The following is a 22,689-nucleotide window of genomic DNA, read 5'->3' on the forward strand; positions in this document are numbered from 1 at the left end:
CGGCGGGAGGCGGTACCGCCGCCCGGCCGCTTTTTTGCCGCTTACTGCATGTACCAGCCGTGGCTCACGATAAAGGACTGCCCGGTCAGCGCCGCCGACGGGAAGGCGCACAGGAACAGCGCGGTCTGCGCCACGTCGTCCACGGTGGTGAAGACGCCGTCCACGGTGCCGCCGAGCATGACGCGGCGAATCACCTCTTCTTCGCTGATGCCAAGCTCCTTGGCTTGTTCCGGAATCTGCTTGTCGACCAGCGGCGTGCGCACGAAACCCGGACAGATCACGTGCGAGCGCACGTTGTACTCCGCCCCTTCCTTGGCCAGCACGCGCGCCAGGCCAAGCAGCGCGTGCTTGGCGGCAACGTAGGCGGACTTCAGTGGCGAAGCCTCGTGCGAATGCACCGAGCCCATGTAGATCACGGTGCCGCCGCGCTTGTCCTTGTACATATGCTGGAGCGCGGCCTTGGTGGTGAGGAAGGCGCCATCGACGTGGATGGCCTGCATCTTCTTCCAGTCGGAGAAGGCGTAGTTCTGGATCGGGTTGACGATCTGGATGCCGGCGTTGGAGATCAGGATGTCGATGCCGCCGAACGCCTTGGCCACCTCCTCGGTAGCGCTGTTGACCGCGTCCTCGTTGGTGACGTCCATCGCCACGGCGATGGCGCGCCCACCGGCAGCTTCGATATCGGCGGCGGCCTTCTGCGCAGCCTCGAGATTCAGGTCGGCGATGGCGACCGCCGCGCCTTCCTTGGCCAGCAGCTCAGCAATGGCGCGGCCGATGCCGCTGGCAGCGCCGGTCACGATGGCGGATTTTCCTTGGAGCTTCATGGACGTTTCTCCTGTCTGGATGATTCAGGTTAGCCGGGCCGGCCGGATCGGCCGGGACCGATGGAAACCGTTGGAAATCGTTGGATGCCTGGCCGCTCAGGCCAGGTAGTCGAACACCACCTCGCCCAGCCCCAGGGTGAGGTCGGCAACGTAATGCTTGGCGCCGAGGACTTCCAGCACCGGAAGGCCAGCCACCGGCGCGAGCGCATGGGGCGACAGCGACAGCGCCGCAGGCCCGGTCCACGCGCCTTTCATCTGCACGTCTTTCAGGAAGTAGCAGACCAGCTCGCAGATGCGCGCGGAGCCGTCCACGTGCGGAATGATCTTGAGCAGGTAGTTTGGCGTGCTCGCAAGCGCCAGGCCCAGCGCGTCCTTGTCAAGCTCGCGGTGCTTGTAGCCCATGGTGCCGGTGGCGACGCGCACCGGGCCATAGTCGAGCGTACCGACCAGCGTATCGGTGTGGACCGCCAGTGTGGGGCTGGCCAGCTTCTTCGGAAAGCCCCATAGCTCGCGCCCGCCCGCCAGTGGCGGATGGTCGTCGAGGTACATGGCGTGGGTATAGTTGCCGGGCTTGCCCTGGTAGGTGACGGGAATCACCTGGCCCGATTCGGTGTAATCGCCAAACCCGGTGGAGTCTGGCATGCGGATGAATTCATAGTTGACCACCGCGCCGGCGATCTCCAGGGGTTCCGGCACCACCGCGCGCAACAGCTCGGGATCGGTACGGTAGGAGATGATGAAGAATTCGCGATGGATGAAGCGGTATGGCCCCATCGGATAGGCCGGATTGGTGAGCGGCATGGCGAATGCCTGCTCGCGGATCGTCTTGATGTCCATCGCCAGCCAACCTCCTGAAGAGATGCTGCGCCGCCTTGCCGGGCGGCAAGGCGAATCGCTGGCGTCCCCGGGTATCCGGGGGGGCGGCCAGCGAGATCAGTCAGACCGGCGATTTTCCTGCGCGGTTCCCTGTTATCTGCTGCATTGCGACAAAGCGTTGCAAGCGGCAGGCAACAGATTCCAGACTATACGCCGTAGCGCTGCCGATAGGCAGCCACTGCCTCGCGCGAGCCGCCCAGCGCGGGATCCTGCGATGCGTCCAGGTAAGCCAGCAGGTCCTTCAGGCTGGCGATGGAGATCACCGGCACGCCATATTCGCGCTGCACATCCTGCACTGCAGAATGCGTGCCGACCTGATCGGCGGTGCCACTCTTTTCCATGCGGTCGAGCGCGATCAGCACCGCGGCCGGCTCCGCGCCAGCCGCGCGGATCATCGCCATCGACTCGCGCACCGAGGTGCCGGCCGAGATCACGTCGTCGATGATCACGACCTTGCCCTGCAGCTTGGCGCCCACCAGCGTGCCGCCCTCGCCGTGATCCTTGGCTTCCTTGCGGTTGTAGGCGAAGCCGACGTCACGTCCGAGCCCGGCCAGCGCCACCGCGGTGGCGGACGCCAGCGTGATCCCTTTGTAGGCCGGCCCGAACAGCACGTCGAACTCCAATCCGGATGCCAGCAGGGTTTTCGCATAGAATTGCGCCACCTGGCCCAACATCGCACCCTGGTTGAACAGGCCCGCATTGAAGAAGTACGGCGACTTGCGGCCCGCTTTGGTCACGAATTCGCCGAAGGACAGTACGCCGGCGTCGAGCGCGAAGCGGATGAAGGTCTGGCTCAGGTCGCCAGCGCCGGACTGCGGCGTCGTCTGCTGCGTCATCTTTTCTCTCTGATTTCAAAATTTCCCGAGATGTTACGGATTATCAGCGCCAACCTCAACGGCATCCGCTCCGCGGCCAAGAAAGGCTTTTTCGAATGGATGGGCAAGCAGGACGCCGACATGGTCTGCGTCCAGGAGCTCAAGGCGCAGGCTGCCGACATGACGGAAGCGTTCCTGGCGCCACACGGCTACCACGGCTACTTCCATTATGCGGAGAAAAAAGGCTATAGCGGTGTCGGCCTTTACACGCGCCACAAGCCGGAGCGCGTGATCACCGGTTTCGGCATCGACGAATTCGATAACGAAGGCCGCTATGTCGAGGTGCAGTATCCGCACCTCGCCGTGATCTCGGTCTATGTGCCCTCGGGCTCCAGCGGGGAAGAACGCCAGCAGGCGAAGTTCCGCTTCATGGAAGCCTTCCTGCCCCACCTGCTGCAGCTCAAGGCCAGCGGGCGCGAGATCGTGCTGTGCGGCGACGTCAACATCGCCCACAAGGAAATCGATATCAAGAACTGGAAGGGCAACCTGAAGAACTCAGGTTTCCTGCCGGAAGAGCGCAGCTGGATCGGCGAGCTGTTCGACGTGCACGGTTATGTGGACGTGTTCCGCAAGCTGGACCCGCGCCCCGAGCAGTACACCTGGTGGAGCAACCGCGGCCAGGCCTATGCGAAGAACGTCGGGTGGCGCATCGATTACCACCTGGCCACGACGAAGATCGCCGAGACCGCGCGCGCCACCTCGATCTACAAGGACGAGAAGTTCAGCGATCACGCGCCGCTGTCGATCGACTACGACTTCCCGCTATAACAGGTGCGGCCGAGGGCGCACCTGTTACGCCTAGCGCACCTCTCCAAGCAGCTCCGGGTGCCGCTCCAGCACCTTGAGCAGCTTGACCAGCGCCAGCGGCGGTTTGGTCTTGCCAGTCATGATTTCCCCGCACGCCGGACAAAAGCCGCCCGAGAGCGCGGGAACGGTGGCCGTTTCGCCCTTGTACGTATTGGACACGTCGGGGCACGTCGCGCGTGTCCTGCACCAGTTCCCCCAACCTAGTTACAATGCTGCTTCCCATCCGATTCCGGCATGGGACCCTTCGTATTTCCGAGTGAGTCCGCCATGGTTTTCAAAGTGTTCGTAGATGGTCAGGAAGGCACCACCGGTCTCCGGTTGCTCGACTATCTCTCCGGCCGTTCCGATGTGGAGCTGCTGCGTATCGCCGATGACAAGCGCAAGGATCCGGCCGAACGAGCACGCTTTCTGAATGCTGCCGACGTCGCTTTCCTGTGCCTGCCCGACGTTGCCTCCCGCGAGGCCGTGGCGCTGGTGACCAATCCCAATACCTGCGTGATCGACGCCAGCACGGCGTTCCGCACCACCGACAGCTGGGCCTACGGCCTGCCGGAACTCACGCGCGGCCAGCGCGAGAAGATCCGCGCCAGCAAGCGCATCGCCGTGCCGGGCTGCCACGCCAGCGCCTTCCTGATGGCAGTGCGCCCGCTGGTGGAAGCCGGCGTGATGCAGGCCGACTACCCGGTCTCGGCGTTCTCGCTGACCGGCTACAGCGGTGGCGGCAAGCAAATGATTGCCGAGTTCGAAGCCGGCGGTAACCCGAAGCTGGACAGCCCGCGCCCCTACTCGCTCGGCCTCGCGCACAAGCACCTGCCCGAGATGCGCGTGCAGGCCGGCCTGGCGCAGGCGCCGATCTTCAACCCGATCGTCGGCAACTTCCTCAAGGGCCTGGCCGTGACGGTGCCGGTGTACCCGGATCGCCTGGCGCGCAAGGTCACGCCGGAACAGATCGCCGATCTGTACCGCAAGCACTACGAAGGCGAGCAGTTCGTGCGCGTGATGCCGGTGGGCGACGAGGCCAACCTGGACGGCGGCTTCTTCGACGTGCAGGCCAGCAACGACACCAACCGCGTGGACCTGTTCGTGTTCGGCTCGGCCGAGCGCATCGTGCTGATGGCGCGCCTGGACAACCTGGGCAAGGGCGCTGCCGGCGCTGCGGTGCAATGCATGAACGTGCATGTCGGGGCGGACGAGGCGACTGGCCTGAGCGCCTGACACGCTTAAGCGCTAGTGCGGCGGCACCAGCCGCACGAATGAAAAAAAGCCGGCGATGGTTTCGCCGGCTTTTTTTCGCCCCGGGAAATCCCGTCGGTCAGATCCCGGCCTTGACCGCGACGCCCTTGAGCGCAACGCCAAGGTAGGCGCTGCCTTTGGCGCAGACGTAGGTGCTGTCGCTGGCGGTCTCGTCGTCCTTCCAGTTGCTGCGGATATCGACCACGGCGTTGCCGCCTTCCTTGGTCGCGCGCTGCTGCAACTCCTGCACCGCCTGCACGAAGAGGGTGGCGCACAACTCGTCGTCGGCCGGCGGCGGCGGGCCGCCGGTGGAGCGGCTGTTGTCGATAGGCCGGCGCATGCGCTTGACTGTCTTGAAAGACTGGCCGTCCTGCGCACCCGGCAGCTTGTTGAAACCGAACAGCAGCCGGATCGACGGGTCCACGCGTTCCTTGGCCCCCGGTGTCGCCAGCGCCTTGTCGATCGGCATGCTCAGCAGCTGGTCGGCCGCCTGCGCGCTGCCGCCTGCCAGCAACGCGCCGGCCATCAGGCTGAATCGCACCCAACGCTTCATGGTCTTCTCCTCATTGCCCCGGTTCGATGTATTTATCGTACAGGATCCGCCATAAAGAGCGCCTCTCAGGCGTCTTTACTTTTTTAGTGGCTTTTGCCGGTCGTCGTCGCCGCTGTCGACCGGCGCGCCGCTCAGGTTGGCCATATTGGCCCGATAGGCCGGCAGCTGGCCGACGCTGGAATCGATCGCGCGCGCGTAGAGCGGCAGCACCTCAGGCAGGTGCTTTTCCAGCTCGGCGATGCGGGTGCGGCCCGATGGATGGGTGGAGAGGAACTCCGAGCCCGACTGCGCCGACGATTGCGAGACCGCCCCCATCTTCTGCCACAGCGACACGGCGGCGCGCGGGTCGTAGCCGGCACGCGCGGCGATGTCCATGCCAACCAGGTCGGCCTCGGTCTCGTCCGAGCGCGAGAACCGCAGCGTGAGCAACTGCGCGCCGGTGCCAAGTGCCATATTGCCGAGGTTGCCGAAACCGAACAATTGCGAGATCACGTTGGCGCCCAGGTTGGTGATCTCGGACTTGGCCGCCCGCTCGCGCGCATGCTCCTGCAGTGCATGGGCGATTTCGTGCCCCATCACCATGGCGACTTCGTCATCGGTCAGCTTGAGCTGGTCGAGCAGGCCGGAGTAGAAGGCGATCTTGCCGCCGGGCATGCAGAACGCATTGACCTGCTTGGAGTTGATCAGGTTGACTTCCCACTTCCATTGCTTCGCGCGCTCGTTCCAGCGCGGGGTCTGCGGCAGGATGCGCTTGGCGATGGCGCGCAGGCGCACCAGTTGCGGGTTGTTGTCGCCAACCAGCGTCTTCTTGGCCTGCGCCTCTTCCTTGAGTTGCTCGTACTCCTGCGAGGCCTGCTGCTCGATGACCTCGACCGGCACGATCTGGCGGATGGACGCGCCGCCGCGTTGCACGCGGATGCCATCTTCAGCGTCCTGCGGCTGGGCCTGGCCCTGGGCCTGGACCGCGCTCATGCTCAGCGCGGCGCTGGCCGCCAGCGCCAGCGCGGCCAGTCGACGTGGCAACGCAATCCCGGCCCGCCGGTGGCGGTACTGACAACGCTGGCGATCGGACATGGACGATTCCTTGGATGCGATTTTCGGCAAGCAGGGTGGGCAAGGGTTGATGCGGCCAGGACACGGTCCGGGCCCTGCGCATCCCGCGCATCGGGGCGGCGCTGACGGTAATGCAATAATACACGGCGCCTTGCCCAGCCTGATTGCCCCGATTGCCCCGACTGCCCCGCTTGCCATCCTGATTCATGACCTTTCAAGCCTATCTCGACATTTTCCGCAATCGCCGCATCGGCGCCATGCTCACGCTGGGCTTCGCGTCCGGGCTGCCGCTGGCACTCACCTCCGGCACATTGCAGGCCTGGATGACGGTGGAAGGGCTGGATATCAAGACCATCGGCTTCTTCTCGCTGGTGGGCCAGGCCTATATCTTCAAGTTCCTGTGGGCGCCGCTGATGGACCGCTATACGCCGCCGCTGCTGGGCCGGCGCCGCGGCTGGCTGCTGGTGACCCAGATCGGGCTGGTGCTGGGCATCGCGGGCATGGCCTTCTGCCCGCCGCACGAGGCGCTGTGGACACTGGCGGCGCTGGCCACGCTGGTGGCCTTCTTGTCTGCCTCGCAGGACATCGTGTTCGACGCCTACAGCACCGACGTGCTGCGCGCGCCGGAGCGTGGCGTGGGAGCGGCGGTCAAGGTGCTGGGCTACCGGCTGGCGATGCTGGTGTCGGGCGGGCTGGCACTGTGGCTGGCCGACCGCGTGATGGGCTGGCAGCAGATGTACCTGCTCATGGCGGGGTTGATGGGCATCGGCATCGTCAGCCTGCTGTGGGCGCCCGAGGCGGAATCGCCGGCGCGCACGCCACGCTCCATGGAGGAAGCCATCCTGGGCCCGCTGCGCGACTTCTTCTCGCGCCCGGGCGCCTGGTGGCTGCTGCTGCTGATCGTGCTCTACAAGCTGGGCGATGCGTTTGCCGGCAGCCTGTCCACCACCTTCCTGATCCGCGGCGTGGGCTTTTCGGCCGGTGAAGTCGGCCTGGTCAACAAGACGCTAGGGCTGGCCGCCACCATTGTGGGCGCGCTGTTCGGCGGCACGCTGATGGTGCGCCTTGGCCTGTACCGCTCACTGATGCTGTTCGGCATCTTGCAGGGGGTGTCCAACCTCGGCTACTGGATCCTGGCGGTGACGCCGCCGCACCTGTGGACCATGGGCGCCACCATCGCGGTGGAGAACCTCTGTGGCGGCATGGGCACGGCGGCCTTCGTGGCGCTGCTGATGACGCTGTGCAACCGCTCGTTCTCGGCCACCCAGTACGCGCTGCTCTCGGCGCTGGCCTCGGTCGGGCGCGTCTATGTTGGCCCCAGCTCGGGCTACCTGGTGGAGGCCTTCGGCTGGTCGGCCTTTTACCTGAGTACCGTGGTGGCGGCGGTGCCCGGCGTCGTGCTGCTATGGGCAATGCGCAACACCGTGCATCGCTACGAAGCCCGGGCCCGCGCCGCGGCCTAGACCCCCGGCACCCAGCAGCGCGAACGCTGAATCGCCTGGAGGCTGTTTCAGAATGGCCTCTTACTGCTTGTAGTAGACGATCTGGTGCGAGGTCGCGAGCAGTTCTCCCTGCGGGCTCCAGATCTGCGCGCTCTGGTCGAAGAAGCCCTGGCGGAACACCTGCGCCTGGGCGCTGCCCAGCACGTGGCTGTTGCCCAGCGCGGCCAGGGTCGGGGCGTCGGCATGGAAATACGTGGTCAGCGACACCGTGCCGGCCGGCACGAAGCCGGCGCGCTTGAGAAAGATGCGCGGGTAGAAGGTGTCGCACCATGCCGCCATCGCGGCGAAGTCCGGCGTACGCGCGGGCGCGTCGCGCAGCCAGAACTGGGTCACGCTGTCCGGGTTCTCGGTGCCGGCCTCGACATTCGGCTTGGCGCCGCGCACCGGCCGCAACTCATACGCATCCAGCCAGCGCACCGGTGCGAAACCGGCCATCGGGGCGACATCGCTTGCCGGCGGCACCTGCGGGAACACGGCCTCGCCGCAATTCCAGGTCTCGCGGCGCACGGCGAAGAAGGCGGTGGCCGTGGTGGCCACTTCATCGCCCTGGCGCAGCTCGATGGTCCAGTGCTGGGTGTTGCGGTTGGTGCGCACCGGACGCGCTTCGATCACGAACGGCCCTTCGACGATCGGGCCGGCAAAGTTGACGGTCAGCGCGGACGGATCGCCCAGCCGCTCGGGATGCTGCAGCACGGCTTGCAGCAAGGTGGCCGCAGTGATGCCACCGAAGGGGCCGATCATGTTCCAGTAGGCCGGCGTGGTGCGGCCGTGGAAAAGATTGCCTCCCGCCGGCTCCAGCGCGATCGCGTGGTCGAAGGAATGGATGGTCTGGCTGGCTGGCGTGGCGGACATGTTGGGGACCAAAAAAGTACGATCGTTCGATAATACTGCAAACGGCAGACAGGCGCTGACACCGCGTCAACCGGGCGCCCCTCCAATCCGCCGCCGGGTCAGCCCCGCGCCCGCCGCAGCGGATTCCAGCCGAGCTGGTTGCCGATCACCGCCAACAGGATCAGCGCCATGCCAGCGAGCTGTAGCGGCGTGAGCACCACCCCGAACACCAGCACGTCAATCACGATGGCCACCAGCGGATAGACAAACGAGAGCGTGGCGATCGACAGCACGTTGAGGCGCTGGAAGGCGCCATACAGCAGCGTGTACATCACGCCGGTATGCACGAGGCCTAGCGCCAGCAATGCCCCCCAGGTCCGCCCGCCGAACGTCTCGACCGCCGGATGCGCCAGGGGGAACAGCGTGACCACCCCCATCGCCATCTGCAGGCCCGCGATCTGCCCCGCCGGAATCCCCTTGAGCCGGCGCGTGGCCATGGTGGTGATGGCGTACAGCAACGCCGCCAGCATCGCCAGCCCGACCCCGACCAGCATGCCGCCGGTGGCACCGCCGTGCTCCAGCCCGGTAATCAGCACCACGCCGCCAAAGGCCAGCACCAGCCAGGCAAGCCGCCCGGGCGCGATGGCCTCGCGCTGGAACAGCGCCGCCAGCAGCAGCAGGAAGAAGGGCTGGGTGTGATAGACCACGGTGGACACCGAGATGCCGCTGTACGAATAGGCAGAGAACAAGGCCAGCCAGTTGAGGATCAGCGTAACGCCGCCCAGCGCCAGCCAGCCCCAGTCGCGGGTGCGCATGGGCTGCCAGCCGCGCCGCAGGGCGAGCGTGCCCAGCAGCGCGGCGCCGCCGAAGATGCAGCGGAAAAACACGACGTCCAGCGGCGACTGCCCGCTGGTCACCACGAACCAGCCGATGGTGCCCGACAAGGCCATGGCGGCCACCATGCGCCAGGCACCGCCACGCCGGGCGGGTTCCGTGGCCTGCGGGGCCGGGGTGGTGGCGGCCGGGGAAGCCACGACGGCGCCAGATCGATCGATATTCATGGATGTCTCCTACGGAGCTTCGTACGCTTGGACGTCATTGTTCCATCGTGCATTCAGGTCAACAATCCATCCGATAAGCAATTACCATTTGATCTGTAATCACAAATGCGGGAGCCAGTCCATGCCGGTCGCGCAACTCAACGCCATGGCCGTGTTCGCCCGGGTGGTGGAATGCGGCAGTTTCTCCGCCGCCGCCCGCGAGCTTGGCATGACACCCTCCGCCGTCAGCCGCCATGTGACGCGGCTGGAAGCGGCCATCGGCGGGAGCCTGCTGCAACGGACCACGCGCGCCTTCACCCTGACTGAGCTCGGACAGGCAGTGCACGCCGCGTGCGCCCGGATGGTGGCCGCGGCGCAGGAAGTCAGCACGCTGGCCAGCGACCACGGCGGCGAGCCGCACGGCGTGCTGCGGGTCAGCGCACCGGTGGTGTTCGGGCAGGCCTGGCTGGCGCCGCGGCTGCCGGCCCTGCTGGACCGCTTTCCCGCGCTGGACCTGCAACTGACACTGGCGGACCGCCTGGTGGACCTGGTGGAAGAAGGCGTGGACGTGGCCATCCGCATTGCGCGCGAACTGGCGCCGGGGCTGGCGGCGCGGCCAATCCGCGCGGTGCGTTACCGGCTGGTGGCAGCACCCGGCTGGCTGGCGCGGCATGGCACGCCAGCCGAGCCGGCGGCGTTGGCCGGGCATCGCTGCCTCTACCTGGGCTATGGCGCCTTTGGCGAGCGCTGGAGCTTGCGGCGCAAGCGCGACGGGCAGACCGTGGCGCTGCGCATCCCGCCGAAGGTCACGCTCAACAACAGCGCGGCCATTGTCGCCATGGCGCAGGCCGGCGGGGGCATCGGGCTGGTGCCGGACTTCTCGGCCGCCGCGGCGCTGGCGTCGGGCAGCCTGGTACCGGTGCTGGACGACTGGGAAATCCTCGAGCCCTACGTGGGCACGGCCTTCGCGGTCTACACGCCAACCCGCCACCTGGCCCCCAAGGTGCGCGCCTTGATTGACTACCTGGTGGCGCAGGCCGCGCTGGAGACCAGCGACTAGCGCGGCGGACCGCTGAGCGCAGCCCCGCGCCCTCGCCGGCTCAGGTGGCGCAAACCCGATACACCGCCAGGCTGCCGCGCCAGTTCGAGCCCCAGTTGACCGTCACGCCCTCGTGCATCACCACGCGGTCGAGGATGCGCAGGCCGACCTTGGACGCCAGCGACTCAAAGTCGCTGATGGTCAGCACCCGCACGTTCGGCGTGTTGTACCACTGGTACGGCAGCGCTTCCGACACCGGCATGCGCCCGCGGAACACCGACAGCCGATGCGGCCAGTAGCCAAAGTTGGGGAAGGACACGATGCATTCGCGCCCGACCCGCAGCGTCTCGCGCAGGACCTGCGCAGTGTTGTGGATGGTCTGCAGCGTCTGCGACAGGATCACCGTATCGAAGCTCTTGTCCTCGAACAGCGCCAGGCCGCCTTCCAGGTTCTGCTGGATCACATGCACGCCCTTCTGCGCGCATGCCAGCACGCCTTCGTCCTGGATCTCGATGCCGTAGGCCTGCACGTCGAGCTCGTCCTGCAGCACGCGCAGCAGGCTGCCGTCGCCGCAGCCCAGGTCGAGCACGGTGGAATTGGGCTCGATCCAGCGCGCGATGGCGCGGAAGTCGGGGCGCAGCGCCAGGATATTGGGGTTGGCCGCGGCATTCATGCGCCTATCTCCTCGGCGATGCGTTCGTAGTAGGCGCGCATCAGGTTGTGATAGCGCGGGTCGTCCAGCAGGAAGGCATCGTGCCCGTGCGGCGCATCGATCTCCGCATAGCTGACCGGGCGCTTGTTGTCGAGCAGGGCCTTGACCAGCTCGCGGCTGCGATTGGGGGCGAAGCGCCAGTCGGTGGTGAAGCTGGCCACCAGGAAGCTGGCCTGCGTCTGCGACACCGCGCGCGTGAGATCGCCGCCGAAGGCCAGCGCCGGATCGAAGTAGTCGAGCGCGCGCGTGATCAGCAGGTAGGTGTTAGCGTCGAAGTACTCGGCAAACTTGTCGCCCTGGTAGCGCAGGTAGCTCTCCACCTGGAACTCGACATCGAAGGAGAAGCGGATGTCATCGGTCTTGAGCTCACGGCCGAATTTCTCCGCCATGTCCTCGTCGGACAGGTAGGTGATATGGCCGATCATGCGCGCCACGCGCAAGCCGCGCTTGGGCTTGACGCCGTGCGCGTAGTAGTTGCCGCCGTGGAAATCCGGGTCCGACAGGATGGCGCTGCGCGCGACCTCGTTGAAGGCGATGTTTTGCGCCGACAGCTTGGGCGTGGAGGCCACCACGATGCAGTGGCGCAGCCGATCCGGGTACATCAGGCTCCAGGCCAGCGCCTGCATGCCGCCCAGGCTGCCGCCCATCACCGCCGCGAACTGGGTGATGCCGAACCGGTCCGCCACGCGCGCCTGGGCATTGACCCAGTCTTCCACGGTGACCACCGGGAAGGTGGCGCCGTAGGGCTGGCCGGTGGCGGGGTTGGCACTCATCGGGCCAGTCGAGCCGAAGCAGGAGCCAAGGTTGTTGACGCCGATGACGAAGAAGCGGTCGGTGTCGAGCGGCTTGCCCGGGCCGACCATGTTGTCCCACCAGCCGACATCGCGCAGGTCGTGCTCGTACACGCCGGCCACGTGGTGCGAGGCGTTAAGCGCGTGGCACACCAGCACGGCGTTGGAGCGGGCGGCGTTGAGCGTGCCGTAGGTCTCGACCATCAGGTCGTAGTCGGCGAGCGAGGTGCCGTTGCGCAGCTTCAACGGCTCGGTGAAATGCATGCACTGCGGCGCGACGATGCCGACCGAGTCGGTCGGCAGGGCAAGCGCGGCAGGAGGCGGAGCTACGTCTGTCATGGAATAAGCCCGTTGGCAAACAGGCGTAAAAAAACCCGACCGGCCTTGCGTGGACGTTGCCTGCGGATGACATCAAACCTGACATCAAGCACAGCATCAACGACGGCGCAGCCAAATCGGGTTTTGCACGGGTCTTGCGTCCCGCGTGCCGGTGCCTTGCGTGGCAGGGAACCGACCCACCTCTTTAGCCGCATTTATATTGGCTGCCGGAACCCCCAAAACCAATCCTCCAGGGGTTACCATGCCGCCGCGCGCCCGCAAGCCAGTCTTCAAATCGGCGCGACCCGCTTATTATAGAGCAAACAAACGCGCCGGCGGCGGCGCGCCGCCAGACGCTAACCAAACGCCAATCCAGCCTTGACGAAACCACCCAGCATCCTGGTCATCGAAGACGAATCCGCGATCGCGGACACCATCCTCTATGCGCTATCCACCGAAGGCATGACGGTCGAGCACTGCGCGCTCGGCAGCGCCGCGCTGGCGCGCCTGCGCGCGCAGGCGCCGGACCTGGTGATCCTGGACGTGGGCCTGCCCGACATCAATGGCTTCGAAGTCTGCCGCACGCTGCGCACCTTCTCCGATGTGCCGGTGATCTTCCTCACCGCGCGCAACGAGGAAATCGACCGCATCGTCGGCCTGGAGATCGGCGCCGACGACTATGTGGTGAAGCCCTTCTCGCCGCGCGAGCTGGCGGCGCGGGTACGCGTGATCCTGCGGCGTGCCGGCAAGCGCGCAACACCGCAGGAGCCGGTGCAAGCCCCGGCGCCGCCTGAAGGCTTCACGCTCGATGCCGACGGCGCGCGCCTGGCCTGGCGCGGCCAGTGGCTCGACCTGACCCGCTACGAGTACCGGCTGCTGGCCTTGCTGCTGCAGCACCCCGGGCGCATCTATTCGCGCGCGCAGCTGATGGACCTGGTCTGGCACGACGCGGTCGACACCATCGACCGCACCGTCGACACGCATATCAAGACGGTGCGCGCCAAGCTGCGCGCGCTCGATCCCGAGTGCGATTCGATCCGCACCCATCGCGGCATGGGGTATTCGCTCGAAGGCTGAGTCCCTCCTTCACTTCACTCACAACGCACCCACGGCTACGCATGCATATCGGGCTTCGCATCTTCCTCGGCTTCTTCCTGATCGTCGGGCTGGCGGCTTTCCTCACGCTGCGGGTGTTCGTGCAGGAGGTCAAGCCCGGCGTGCGGCAGGCCATGGAAGACACGCTGGTCGACACCGCCCACGTGCTGGCGGTGCTGGCCGCCGACGACATGAAGAGCGGCCGCATTGCCAACGGCGCCTTCGCGCGCCGCCTGGCGCGGCTGCGCGAGGACAAGGTCGACGCCAATGTGTGGGGCATGCACAAGGATGCGGTGGGCTACCGCATCTACATCACAGACGAGCGCGGCATCGTGCGCTTCGATTCCGGCGAAGCAGCCGTGGGCGCGGATTACTCGCGCTGGAACGACGTCTACCGCACGCTGCGCGGCGAGTACGGCGCGCGCAGCACCCGCGCCAACCCCGACGACGACGCCAGCACGGTGATGCACGTGGCAGCCCCCATCCGCGACGGCAACAAGACCATCGGCGTGCTGACCGTGGCCAAGCCCAATGTGACCATGGCGCCGTTCATCGAGCGCAGCCAGCGCAAGATCCTGCTCAACGGCCTGCTGCTGATGGGCGGTGCGTTCGTGATCGGCCTGGCCTGCACGCTGTGGCTGGTGCACGGCCTGCGCCGCCTGCAGCGCTACGCGCGTGCGGTGGCGTCGGGCGAGCGTGCCGAGATGCCGCTGCGCGGCGCCAGCGAGCTGGCCGAGCTGGGGCGCTCGGTGGAGAGCATGCGCTTGCGGCTGGAGGACAAGCAGTACGTCGAGCACTATATCCATACGCTGACGCACGAGATGAAGAGCCCGCTGGCAGCCATCGGCGGCGCCGCCGAGCTGCTGCAGGAGGACATGCCGGCCGCCGACCGCAACCGCTTCGTCGCCAATATCCGGCGGCAGGCGCAGCGGCTTGAGGAAATGATCCGCAAGCTGCTGGCGCTCGCGGCACTGGAGCAACGCCAGAGCCTGGAGACCCACGCGCCGGTTGCGCTGGAGCCGCTGATCGAGCAGTTGCTGCATGAGCTGGAGCCGCGCGCGCGCCAGCGCGACCTGACGCTGCGCTTGCTGCCGCCGGGCCAGCCCGCAGCGGTGGTGAGGGGCGATCCGTTCCTGCTGCACCAGGCGCTGGGCAACCTGCTGGAGAATGCCATCGACTTTGCGCCAGCGGCCAGCACGGTCGACGTGTCCGTGGCGCACGGCAATGAGCCCGCTCACATGATCGCCGTGCGCGTCACCGATCACGGCCCCGGCGTTCCCGACTATGCGCTGGCGCGCCTGTTCGAGCGTTTCTATTCGCTGCCGCGCCCCGGCGGGCAAGACAAGAGCACCGGGCTGGGCCTGTGCTTCGTACGCGAGATCGCCACGCTGCATCGCGGTGACATCACGCTGGCCAACCGCGCCGAGGGTGGCGCGTGCGCGACGCTGACGCTGCCTGCGGCATAGCGGCTTCACACTCAACACACAAGCGCGCGAATCGCTTCACGCAGGCTTCCGCGGCGGCTCACATGGCAAGCCTAAGCTAGCGGCATCGTCACTCCCGCGCGCCTGCCGCCATGAACCGAATCCTGTTTTTCAAGTCCGCCATCACGGCGTTCCTGATCCTGCTGATCCTGATCCCGCTGCACCTCGTGGGCAACGCCGTGCAGGACCGCAAGCACTACCGCGAGGAAGCGGTGCGCAGCGTCTGGCAGAGCTACGCCGGCCCGCAAACCCTGACCGGCCCGGTGCTGGTGCTGCCGTACAAGGAGATCCTGCGCGTGACGGACAGCAGCGACCCCAAGCGGCCGAATGCCACCGTGCTGCAGGCGGAGGCCGGGCAGCTGCTGGTCTTCCCCACCACGCTGCGCGTCAAGGGCGAGGTCACGCCGAGCGAGCGCTATCGCGGCATTCACAAGGTGCTGGTGTACGAGATGCAAAGCCGCTGGCAGGGCACCATCGCGCTGCCCGATCCGGCCGAGCTGCCGCGCTCGGCCGGCCACGTCGGCTTTGAGGTGGGCCAGCCATACATCACGATCGGCATCAGCGACACGCGCGGCCTGATGGCGGCGCCTGCGTTCGAGCTGGACGGCAAGCCGCTTAAGCTGGAGCAAGGCGCACTGCTCAAGAGCCTGTCCCAAGGCCTGCACGCCGAGATCGACCTGCCGCCCGCCAAGGCCGCCAAGCCCGGCCTGGATGGCAGGTCCGCGCAGGCACAGCGCGTGGTGCCGTTCTCGCTGACCTTGCCGCTGCTGGGCGCGCAGTCGCTGGCCTTCACCCCGGTGGGCGACCAGAACGATATCTCGCTCGATTCCGCCTGGCCGCATCCGAGTTTCGACGGTGACTTCCTGCCTCGCACCCGCAGCGTGACCGCGCAAGGCTTTCGCAGCAACTGGAGCGTGACCTCGTACAACACCAAGGCTCGCGGCCAGCTCGCTGGCTCGGGCGACGGCACGCTGGAAACGGTGTCGGTGACGCTGATCGATCCGGTCAACATCTACCTGCAGGCCGAGCGCGCGGTGAAGTACGGCGCCATGTTCGTGCTGCTGACCTTCGCTGGCTTCTTCATGTTCGAGCTCATCAAGCGCCTGCGCATCCACCCGATCCAGTACCTGCTGGTGGGCCTGGCGCTCGCGGTGTTCTTCCTGTTGCTGCTGAGCCTGTCCGAGCATATCTCGTTCGCGCTGGCCTACCTGGCGGCCAGCGGTGCCTGCATCGGGCTGCTGGGCTTCTACTTGTCGTTCGTGCTGCAGAGCTGGCGGCGCGGGCTGGCCTTTGCCACGCTGCTGACGGTGCTGTACGGCGCGCTCTATGGCCTGCTGCTGTCGGAGGACAATGCGCTGATGCTGGGCTCGCTGCTGATGTTCGTGATCCTGGCTGCCATCATGGTCATGACCCGGCGCATCGACTGGTACGCCGCGGGCGCCGCATGGCAGCCGCTGCGCGACAAGCCTGCCGCCCCGGCCGGCGAAGAAGACGCCGACGCTGCCGCCTCGGCATCAGCCTGAACGAAGGCGCAACGCCATGCCAACCTACCTTCATTGCGCCCCGCCACTCGCGCTGGCGGCCGTGCTGGGACGGCGGCGGGTGCCGGCCGGCCTGGTGCTGGCTGGCGTCGCGGCGAGCATCGTGCCGGATGTCGACATGCTCAACGTCTGGTACGCCGGGGTGCGCTACAACACCTTGCTGGGCCACCGCGGCCTGACCCACTCGATCGGCTTCGCGGTGGCGCTTGGCCTGCTGGCCGCGCTGGCGGCGCGGCGCTGCGGCTGGCAGCGCGGCATCGCGTTCCTGTTCATCGCACTGAGCACCGTGTCGCATCCCTTGCTGGACCTGCTGACCGACCGCGGCATCGGCACGGCGCTCTTCTACCCGCTGACGGCGCAGCGCGTGACCTTGCCATGGCGGCCGCTGCCGCTGGCCGGCGCGGGCCTGTTTGGCGCTGCGCGCTTCTGGCTGGAGTGTGCGTGGATCGGCCTGCCGCTGCTGGCGTTCGCCACGCTCGGTGCTGCGCTGCGCCGCTGGTGCGATCGCATCAGGCCTGTCGATCGCCGCGTGCCGGTGCGCGCCTGTGCGGACTGACGCCAGCATGACAACCACCGCTACACGCATGCGCGATTCGCCCCGCTTGCGCCCTGGGCTGCACTACGGCCATGGCCCCGCGCATAACCGGCTCGACCGTATCCTGACCGCGCCACGCCCTGGCCTTGCGCTCACCGGCGCGCGGCGCGGGCTGTGCGAGTTCCTGGCCTTCGGCGTCAAGGAGGCGCGCTCCTGCTTGTTCGCGGGGCTGTTCTTCCTCTGCGTGTTCGCTGTCCCGCGCGGCGGCCTGCTTGGTATCCCGCGCTACGACCTGCTGCTGGCAGCCGCGCTCGGCATCCAGGCGGCGATGGTGTGGGCGCGCCTGGAAACGCTGGACGAACTAAAGGCCATCAGCCTGTTCCACGTCGTGGGCTTCGCGCTGGAGGTGTTCAAGGTCTCGGGTGGCATCCAGTCCTGGAGCTACCCGGATTTTGCGTACACCAAGGTGCTGGGCGTGCCGCTGTTCTCGGGCTTCATGTACGCGGCGGTAGGCAGCTACATCATCCAGGCCTGGCGCATGCTGGACGTGAATGTGCGCCATCACCCGCCGTACTGGATGGCGGGCCTGATGGCGGCGCTGGTCTACGCGAACTTCTTCACCCATCACTTTATCGGTGACTACCGCTGGTACCTGGCTTGTGGCATCGCAGGCCTGTACGCGCGCACCACAGTCCGCTTCCGCCCGCTGGACCGCGAGCGCGAGATGCCGCTGTTGCTGGCCTTCGTGCTGATCGGGCTGTTCGTCTGGATCGCGGAGAACATCAGCACGTTCTTCGCGGTATGGCACTACCCCAACCAGCTTGGCGCGTGGTCGGCGGTGCATGTGGGCAAGTGGAGTTCCTGGTCCCTGCTGATCGTGATGACGTTTACCATCGTGGCCAACCTGAAGCACATCAAGGCCAGCATCCATGTGCCGGCGGCCTGATGACGAAAAAAAGGCAGGCGCGAGCCTGCCCTTTCTCATGGCCGATGGCGCGGCCTAGCCGAGCAACACGCGCAACTGCGCGTCCGCGTTCTCGCTCGGCAGCTTGCGAAAGCCGCTCTTGGCATAGCGATGCCACTGCCCCTGCACGGTCGCCACGATCAGCGCGGCGCGCACCGGCACATCGGCGTCGGGCGGAAACGCACCCTGGCTGATGGCGATCTTCAGGCACTGCCGCAGCGAGGCCTCGATCCGGTCCACTACCTGGTTGATGCGCTCCTGCAGGCGATCATGCTCGCCCACCAGCGCTTCGCCGGTCAGCACGCGCGTCATGCCGGGATTCTTCTCGGCAAAGGACAGCAGCATGCGCACCACGGCGTGCGCCTGGCGCAAACCATGCTCTTCCTGGGTGGTGATCTGGTTGATCAGTCCGAAGACGGTCTGCTCGATAAAGCCGATCAGGCCTTCGAACATCTGCGCCTTGCTGGCGAAATGGCGGTACAGCGCCGCCTCCGATACGCTGAGCTTGGCCGCCAGCGCCGCGGTGGTGACCTTTTCCCCGCGCGGCACTTCCAGCATCCCGGCCAGCGTCTGCAGGATCTGCACACGCCGCTCGCCAGGACGCGGGCGTTTGCGTGCCGGCGCCCCGTCCGCGCCTGCGCCCTGCCCGGCAGCGGCCGGAGCCGCACCCGATGGGTGCCCGTTACTGTGCATCATGACCCGATTCTCCGCATTCGTCGTTGGAGTTGATGCATGGATTGTACTTTTACGTCCACATAGCCGGGGCGATTTACGATCCGCGCCCGCACGCGCGGCGCCGATGCCGGCAGCGCCTGCGGCGCTGTCGTGCCAGTCGCCAGCGCGGGCGGATCCTGCGTCTCGGCCGCCACCAGCGTCACCGAATGTTCCTGCGCGGCGTGGCCGGTGTGCTGCCGGTCCTGCGCATCCAGCGTGCTGCGCAGCACGGCGTCACCGCTGGCGCCCGCCACCGCGGAGCCCGCGGGCATCGGCACGTCGTGCGGACGCGATGGCGCCAGCGTGCGCAGGTAGCCCGTCACCCAGGCCGTGCGAATGCCCGTGCCCGCGTAGCGCTTGAGGTGGGACAACGTGTCTTCCACCAGCACCGCACGGTGCGGCGCCACCCGTTGCTGCACCAGCAACCGGCGCAACATGCGCCGGTCCGGCTTGGGCCGCAGATGGCCGTGCACCCACATGTCCTCAATCGCGACCACCCGCTCGAAACACTGTTGGATGCCAGCCACCTTCATGACCGCGCGCGCGTATTGCTCCGGTGCGTTGGTCACCAGGATCTTGCGCCCGGGCAGGCGGCGCAGGTGGCCGACCAGGCCGCGCTGCACCCGCACCATCTCCGCCAGTTCGGGGAAATCATGCGCGGCGCGCAGGAAGTCGGCCGGGTCCACGTTGTGGTGGCGGATCATGCCCAGCAGCGTCGCGCCATAGCGCTGCCAGTACTTCACCCGAACCTCGCTGGCGATGGCCTCGTCACTGCCCAGCACGCGCGCGACATACGCCGTCATCAACTGGTTGATGGCGGGAAAGATCGCATGCGACGCGTCGTGCAGCGTGTTGTCGAGGTCGAACAGCCAGACCGTGCGGCCGGAATTGTCGCCCGCGGGGCGGCGTCGGCGCGCACCGCGCAGGCTGCGGCGCAAGGGCGGGGAAATAGTGGGCACGCAGGAAGAAAAAGAAGTGAAGCGGCAGCGCGCGGCGCGCGCTGCCGTAGATGCGTTCTAGTGCGAACGGATCATGGTACCGAACGCTTGTTCGGTCAGGATTTCAAGCAGCAGCGAGTGTTCGATGCGGCCGTCGATGATGTGCACCGAATTCACGCCGCTCTTGGCCGCGTCCAGCGCCGACGAGATCTTGGGCAGCATGCCGCCGGAGATGGTGCCATCCGCGAACAGTTCCTCGATCTCGCGCGCCGACAGGTCGGTCAGCAGGTTGCCGGCCTTGTCCATCACGCCCGGGATGTTGGTCATCATCACCAGCTTCTCGGCCTTGAGGATCTCGGCCATCTTGCCCGCCACCACATCGGCGTTGATGTTGTAGGCCTGGCCGTCGTCGGAAAAGCCGATCGGCGAGATCACCGGGATGAAGGCGTCGTCCTGCAGGGCCTTGACCACCGCCGGGTTGATGGCCTCGATATCGCCCACGAAGCCGATGTCGATGAAGGCGCCGGGGCTTTCGCGGTCCGGCATCTTGAGGCGCTTGGCGCGGATCAGGCCGCCGTCCTTGCCGGTCAGGCCCACGGCCTGGCCGCCATATTGGTTGATCAGCATGACGATGTCCTGCTGCACTTCGCCGCCAAGCACCCATTCGACCACTTCCATGGTCTCTTCATCGGTAACGCGCATGCCCTGGATAAACGTGCCGACCTTGCCGACCTTCTTCAGGGCTTCGTCGATCTGCGGGCCACCGCCGTGAACCACGACCGGGTTCATGCCGACCAGCTTGAGCAGGATCACGTCGCGCGCGAAGCCGTGCTTGAGCTTTTCCTCGGTCATCGCGTTTCCGCCGTACTTGACCACAATGGTCTTGCCGTGGAACTTGCGGATATAGGGCAGCGCCTCGGCAAGGATTTCGGCCTTGAGGGCTGGGGCAATTGCGGCCACCGCGGTAGCGGCAGGCCCAGGGGTGTCGGCGTTCATGGCAAGGGACATCCGTGAGATTCAACAGGTATCATGGCAATTCTGACCGGCGGTGAGCGATTGGTTAAGGGGCTTTTTACCCCGAATAGGCCACCTCCGGCCGCGGCAGGCGCCGATTTTACAAGAAACCGTGGCGCACGCGTGCAGACGGTGGTGCAGCGGGGGTTCAAAACCGGTGCATGCGTACTGCGGCGCACCATGGCGTTCTATCCACGCAACAGTTGTCCAACGGTTGTCCAACAGTCGCATCGCCATCGAATAGCGGCAACACAATGAGCCTGCACCCCGACGATCTTAGCGCCCTGCGCCCCCATTTGCTGCGCTTCGCCCGCCTGCAACTACGCGACCAGGCACTGGCCGAGGATACCGTCTCCGACACCCTGGTGGCCGCGCTGGAACACCCTGAGCGCTTCAGCGGCCAGTCCGCGCTGAAGACCTACCTCATCGGCATCCTCAAGCACAAGATCATCGATACGCTGCGCAGCGGCCGGCGCGAAGTACGCCTGACGCTGGGCGGCGGCGACGAGGACGGCGAGGCGCAGTCGGATATCGATGCCTTCGACGCCCTGTTCGCCAAGAACGGCCACTACCATACGCCACCTTCCGACTGGGGCAACCCGGACCGCGCGCTGGAGCGCCGCGAGTTCTTCGAGATCCTCCAGCTGTGCGTGGACAAGCTGCCCGCCAAGATCGGCCGGATTTTCATGATGCGGGAATGGCTGGAGCTGGAAACCGAAGAAATCTGTCAGGAACTCGAGATCACGACGACTAATGCCTGGGTCATGCTGTACCGAGCCCGCATGCGCCTGCGCGAGTGCCTGGAACTGAACTGGTTTGGGCAGAAGGCGTGAGTGCCTGACGCTCGCCCGAGCTTGTAAGCAGGCCGGGGCAGCCAGGCAAGCTGCCCCGGCCCGAAACCGCCTCTCCGACCGAAGGAAGCCATGCCTGACACGCCACCCCACCGCCGGCTGCTGCCAAACTGCCGCGAGATCCACCACCTGACCATGGAAAGCATGGACCGGCCGCTGAGCTGGTTCGAGCGCGTGCGCATGCGCGGACACATGGCCATTTGCGATGCATGCACCAATTTTTCGGGCCAGATGCGGCTGATGCGCTCCGCCATGTCCCGGCTGGGCCAGGAAGACGAGCTGCCCGGGGACAAGCCGTGAGCGATCCGGCCACGGTGCTGACGGGGCAATTGCGCCCCATCGAGCATTGCAGCGCCTGCGGCGCCGGCTTTGTCTGCGGCTATGCCGCCGGCCTGCCCCACTGCTGGTGCGCCACCCAGCCACTGCTGCCCGCCCGGCAGATCGTGCCGGGCCAGCACTGCCTCTGCCCCGCCTGCCTGGCACGCCGCCGCGAGGATGCCGGCCAGGCGCAAACCAAGGGCTGATCAGTTCGCCGACTGCGCTGGCGTTGTGCTGCCCGCGCCCGCCGCGGCGAACTGCATCACCACCACCCCCAGCACCACCAGCGCGGCGCCGGCCATGCGCCCCGGCGTCACGGCGCGCGCCGCGAAACCCGCCAGGCCAAACTGGTCCAGCAGCAGCGCGCCCACCATCTGCCCCGCCACCACCGCCGCGATAAAGCCGCCTGCGCCCAGGCGCGGAGCCAGCACCAGTGCCACGGTAATGTAGAACACGCCCGCCACGCCACCGACCCACATCCAGCCCGGCCCGCCCACCGCCAGCGAGGGCAGCGGAACCTTCAGCAGCCACAGCAGCGGCACCACCACCGCCAGGCTGACCAGCAGCGACACCACAGTGGCCCATAGCGGATGGCCCAGGCTGCGCCCGAGCGCGGCGTTGGCGCCGGCCTGAAATGGGATCACCGCCCCGGAAACAATGGCCACCAGGACGGGAACGAGGCCGGCAAGCGCCGGCGAAAAGTGATTTATACCAGGCATTGCGGCATCTCCTTCGCCAAAAATTGGATGCCCCAGTGTGAAATATTGCGCCGCGAATTACC

26 protein-coding genes are annotated in these 22,689 nt (G+C 66.7%); 12 read left to right on the forward strand and 14 right to left on the reverse strand.

What is annotated here, in order from left to right:
• Positions 1 to 41 precede the first annotated feature (41 nt).
• The 3 genes from AC1RQC_RS31275 to pyrE all read right to left on the reverse strand — a co-directional run bounded on the left by AC1RQC_RS31275 (position 42) and on the right by pyrE (position 2,536).
• Entirely contained in the window at positions 42 to 824 is a 783-nt protein-coding gene (locus AC1RQC_RS31275) for a 3-hydroxybutyrate dehydrogenase (RefSeq protein ID WP_441640848.1), read from the reverse strand.
• A gap of 96 nt (positions 825 to 920) precedes the next feature.
• Positions 921 to 1,661: an acetoacetate decarboxylase gene (locus tag AC1RQC_RS31280; RefSeq protein ID WP_492812905.1), complete on the reverse strand. Its 741-nt coding sequence runs from the start codon at positions 1,659 to 1,661 to the stop codon at positions 921 to 923.
• A gap of 185 nt (positions 1,662 to 1,846) precedes the next feature.
• Complete coding sequence (gene pyrE, locus AC1RQC_RS31285) at positions 1,847 to 2,536, reverse strand: orotate phosphoribosyltransferase (protein ID WP_492373924.1); 690 nt, start codon at positions 2,534 to 2,536, stop codon at positions 1,847 to 1,849.
• Positions 2,537 to 2,566: 30 nt separating this feature from the next.
• On the opposite strand from pyrE, the gene AC1RQC_RS31290 reads away from it, so the two are divergent.
• Positions 2,567 to 3,343 carry an exodeoxyribonuclease III gene (locus AC1RQC_RS31290; RefSeq protein ID WP_492373923.1) on the forward strand — a complete coding sequence of 259 codons (777 nt, stop codon included), beginning with the start codon at positions 2,567 to 2,569 and terminating at the stop codon, positions 3,341 to 3,343.
• 30 nt (positions 3,344 to 3,373) lie between these two features.
• Here AC1RQC_RS31290 and AC1RQC_RS31295 read toward each other — a convergent pair whose 3' ends face one another.
• Entirely contained in the window at positions 3,374 to 3,541 is a 168-nt protein-coding gene (locus AC1RQC_RS31295; protein ID WP_492373922.1) for a type II toxin-antitoxin system MqsA family antitoxin, read from the reverse strand.
• A 108-nt stretch (positions 3,542 to 3,649) separates the two neighbouring features.
• On the opposite strand from AC1RQC_RS31295, the gene argC reads away from it, so the two are divergent.
• Positions 3,650 to 4,597, forward strand: a complete 948-nt coding sequence (gene argC / locus AC1RQC_RS31300) for an N-acetyl-gamma-glutamyl-phosphate reductase (protein ID WP_183032188.1) — start codon at positions 3,650 to 3,652, stop codon at positions 4,595 to 4,597.
• A 97-nt stretch (positions 4,598 to 4,694) separates the two neighbouring features.
• On the opposite strand, the gene AC1RQC_RS31305 is transcribed toward argC, so the two are convergent.
• Together AC1RQC_RS31305 and AC1RQC_RS31310 are read right to left on the reverse strand one after the other, a co-directional pair.
• The gene (locus AC1RQC_RS31305) at positions 4,695 to 5,168 is read right to left on the reverse strand and encodes an excinuclease ATPase (protein WP_492373921.1); all 474 of its coding nucleotides are present in this window, start codon (positions 5,166 to 5,168) and stop codon (positions 4,695 to 4,697) included.
• 75 nt (positions 5,169 to 5,243) lie between these two features.
• On the reverse strand, positions 5,244 to 6,242 hold the full coding sequence (locus AC1RQC_RS31310; protein WP_492373920.1) for a M48 family metallopeptidase: 999 nt from the start codon (positions 6,240 to 6,242) through the stop codon (positions 5,244 to 5,246).
• A 185-nt stretch (positions 6,243 to 6,427) separates the two neighbouring features.
• On the opposite strand from AC1RQC_RS31310, the gene AC1RQC_RS31315 reads away from it, so the two are divergent.
• On the forward strand, positions 6,428 to 7,684 hold the full coding sequence (locus AC1RQC_RS31315; protein WP_174426061.1) for a muropeptide transporter: 1,257 nt from the start codon (positions 6,428 to 6,430) through the stop codon (positions 7,682 to 7,684).
• A 60-nt stretch (positions 7,685 to 7,744) separates the two neighbouring features.
• On the opposite strand, the gene AC1RQC_RS31320 is transcribed toward AC1RQC_RS31315, so the two are convergent.
• Positions 7,745 to 8,575 (reverse strand): acyl-CoA thioesterase, encoded by an 831-nt coding sequence (locus tag AC1RQC_RS31320; RefSeq protein WP_492373919.1) that lies wholly within the window; start codon positions 8,573 to 8,575, stop codon positions 7,745 to 7,747.
• A gap of 98 nt (positions 8,576 to 8,673) precedes the next feature.
• The gene (locus AC1RQC_RS31325) at positions 8,674 to 9,516 is read right to left on the reverse strand and encodes a DMT family transporter (RefSeq protein ID WP_492885631.1); all 843 of its coding nucleotides are present in this window, start codon (positions 9,514 to 9,516) and stop codon (positions 8,674 to 8,676) included.
• Positions 9,517 to 9,736: 220 nt separating this feature from the next.
• Between AC1RQC_RS31325 and AC1RQC_RS31330 the strand changes: the two genes are divergently transcribed.
• The gene (locus AC1RQC_RS31330; protein ID WP_492373917.1) at positions 9,737 to 10,654 is read left to right on the forward strand and encodes a LysR family transcriptional regulator; all 918 of its coding nucleotides are present in this window, start codon (positions 9,737 to 9,739) and stop codon (positions 10,652 to 10,654) included.
• A 40-nt stretch (positions 10,655 to 10,694) separates the two neighbouring features.
• On the opposite strand, the gene metW is transcribed toward AC1RQC_RS31330, so the two are convergent.
• Both metW and metX read right to left on the reverse strand, forming a co-directional pair.
• Entirely contained in the window at positions 10,695 to 11,306 is a 612-nt protein-coding gene (gene metW / locus AC1RQC_RS31335) for a methionine biosynthesis protein MetW (RefSeq protein ID WP_416050247.1), read from the reverse strand.
• On the reverse strand, positions 11,303 to 12,475 hold the full coding sequence (gene metX / locus AC1RQC_RS31340; RefSeq protein WP_416050246.1) for a homoserine O-succinyltransferase MetX: 1,173 nt from the start codon (positions 12,473 to 12,475) through the stop codon (positions 11,303 to 11,305). The genes metW and metX overlap by 4 nt, the downstream gene beginning before the upstream one ends.
• A 357-nt stretch (positions 12,476 to 12,832) precedes the next feature.
• On the opposite strand from metX, the gene creB reads away from it, so the two are divergent.
• The 5 genes from creB (at position 12,833) to AC1RQC_RS31365 (ending at position 18,055) form a co-directional block, all read left to right on the forward strand.
• The gene (gene creB, locus AC1RQC_RS31345) at positions 12,833 to 13,531 is read left to right on the forward strand and encodes a two-component system response regulator CreB (protein ID WP_492885601.1); all 699 of its coding nucleotides are present in this window, start codon (positions 12,833 to 12,835) and stop codon (positions 13,529 to 13,531) included.
• 41 nt (positions 13,532 to 13,572) lie between these two features.
• Positions 13,573 to 15,015 carry a two-component system sensor histidine kinase CreC gene (gene creC, locus AC1RQC_RS31350; protein WP_492812886.1) on the forward strand — a complete coding sequence of 481 codons (1,443 nt, stop codon included), beginning with the start codon at positions 13,573 to 13,575 and terminating at the stop codon, positions 15,013 to 15,015.
• 110 nt (positions 15,016 to 15,125) lie between these two features.
• On the forward strand, positions 15,126 to 16,556 hold the full coding sequence (gene creD / locus AC1RQC_RS31355) for a cell envelope integrity protein CreD (RefSeq protein WP_492885603.1): 1,431 nt from the start codon (positions 15,126 to 15,128) through the stop codon (positions 16,554 to 16,556).
• Between the two features lie 16 nt (positions 16,557 to 16,572).
• Entirely contained in the window at positions 16,573 to 17,130 is a 558-nt protein-coding gene (locus AC1RQC_RS31360; RefSeq protein ID WP_492812884.1) for a metal-dependent hydrolase, read from the forward strand.
• Positions 17,131 to 17,233: 103 nt separating this feature from the next.
• The gene (locus AC1RQC_RS31365; RefSeq protein ID WP_492373954.1) at positions 17,234 to 18,055 is read left to right on the forward strand and encodes a DUF817 domain-containing protein; all 822 of its coding nucleotides are present in this window, start codon (positions 17,234 to 17,236) and stop codon (positions 18,053 to 18,055) included.
• 54 nt (positions 18,056 to 18,109) lie between these two features.
• Here AC1RQC_RS31365 and slmA read toward each other — a convergent pair whose 3' ends face one another.
• The 3 genes from slmA to argB are packed head-to-tail and all read right to left on the reverse strand — an operon-like array spanning position 18,110 to position 20,733.
• On the reverse strand, positions 18,110 to 18,769 hold the full coding sequence (slmA, locus tag AC1RQC_RS31370) for a nucleoid occlusion factor SlmA (RefSeq protein WP_043343042.1): 660 nt from the start codon (positions 18,767 to 18,769) through the stop codon (positions 18,110 to 18,112).
• A complete protein-coding gene (locus tag AC1RQC_RS31375; RefSeq protein ID WP_492373912.1) occupies positions 18,766 to 19,746 on the reverse strand; it encodes an HAD-IA family hydrolase in 981 nt (326 codons plus the stop codon). The genes slmA and AC1RQC_RS31375 overlap by 4 nt, the downstream gene beginning before the upstream one ends.
• Positions 19,747 to 19,803: 57 nt before the next feature.
• Complete coding sequence (gene argB / locus AC1RQC_RS31380; RefSeq protein WP_006162725.1) at positions 19,804 to 20,733, reverse strand: acetylglutamate kinase; 930 nt, start codon at positions 20,731 to 20,733, stop codon at positions 19,804 to 19,806.
• Between the two features lie 260 nt (positions 20,734 to 20,993).
• Here argB and AC1RQC_RS31385 point away from each other — a divergent pair, with 260 nt between their 5' ends.
• The 3 genes from AC1RQC_RS31385 to AC1RQC_RS31395 all read left to right on the forward strand — a co-directional run bounded on the left by AC1RQC_RS31385 (position 20,994) and on the right by AC1RQC_RS31395 (position 22,114).
• A complete protein-coding gene (locus AC1RQC_RS31385) occupies positions 20,994 to 21,572 on the forward strand; it encodes a sigma-70 family RNA polymerase sigma factor (protein ID WP_183032177.1) in 579 nt (192 codons plus the stop codon).
• 90 nt (positions 21,573 to 21,662) lie between these two features.
• Entirely contained in the window at positions 21,663 to 21,890 is a 228-nt protein-coding gene (locus tag AC1RQC_RS31390) for a zf-HC2 domain-containing protein (protein ID WP_492812879.1), read from the forward strand.
• The gene (locus tag AC1RQC_RS31395) at positions 21,887 to 22,114 is read left to right on the forward strand and encodes a cysteine-rich CWC family protein (RefSeq protein WP_492373909.1); all 228 of its coding nucleotides are present in this window, start codon (positions 21,887 to 21,889) and stop codon (positions 22,112 to 22,114) included. Before AC1RQC_RS31390 ends, AC1RQC_RS31395 begins: the two co-directional genes overlap by 4 nt.
• On the opposite strand, the gene AC1RQC_RS31400 is transcribed toward AC1RQC_RS31395, so the two are convergent.
• The gene (locus AC1RQC_RS31400; RefSeq protein WP_492885605.1) at positions 22,115 to 22,627 is read right to left on the reverse strand and encodes a DMT family transporter; all 513 of its coding nucleotides are present in this window, start codon (positions 22,625 to 22,627) and stop codon (positions 22,115 to 22,117) included.
• Positions 22,628 to 22,689 lie beyond the last annotated feature (62 nt).

This window comes from Cupriavidus sp. GW822-FHT03E04, assembly GCF_058801495.1.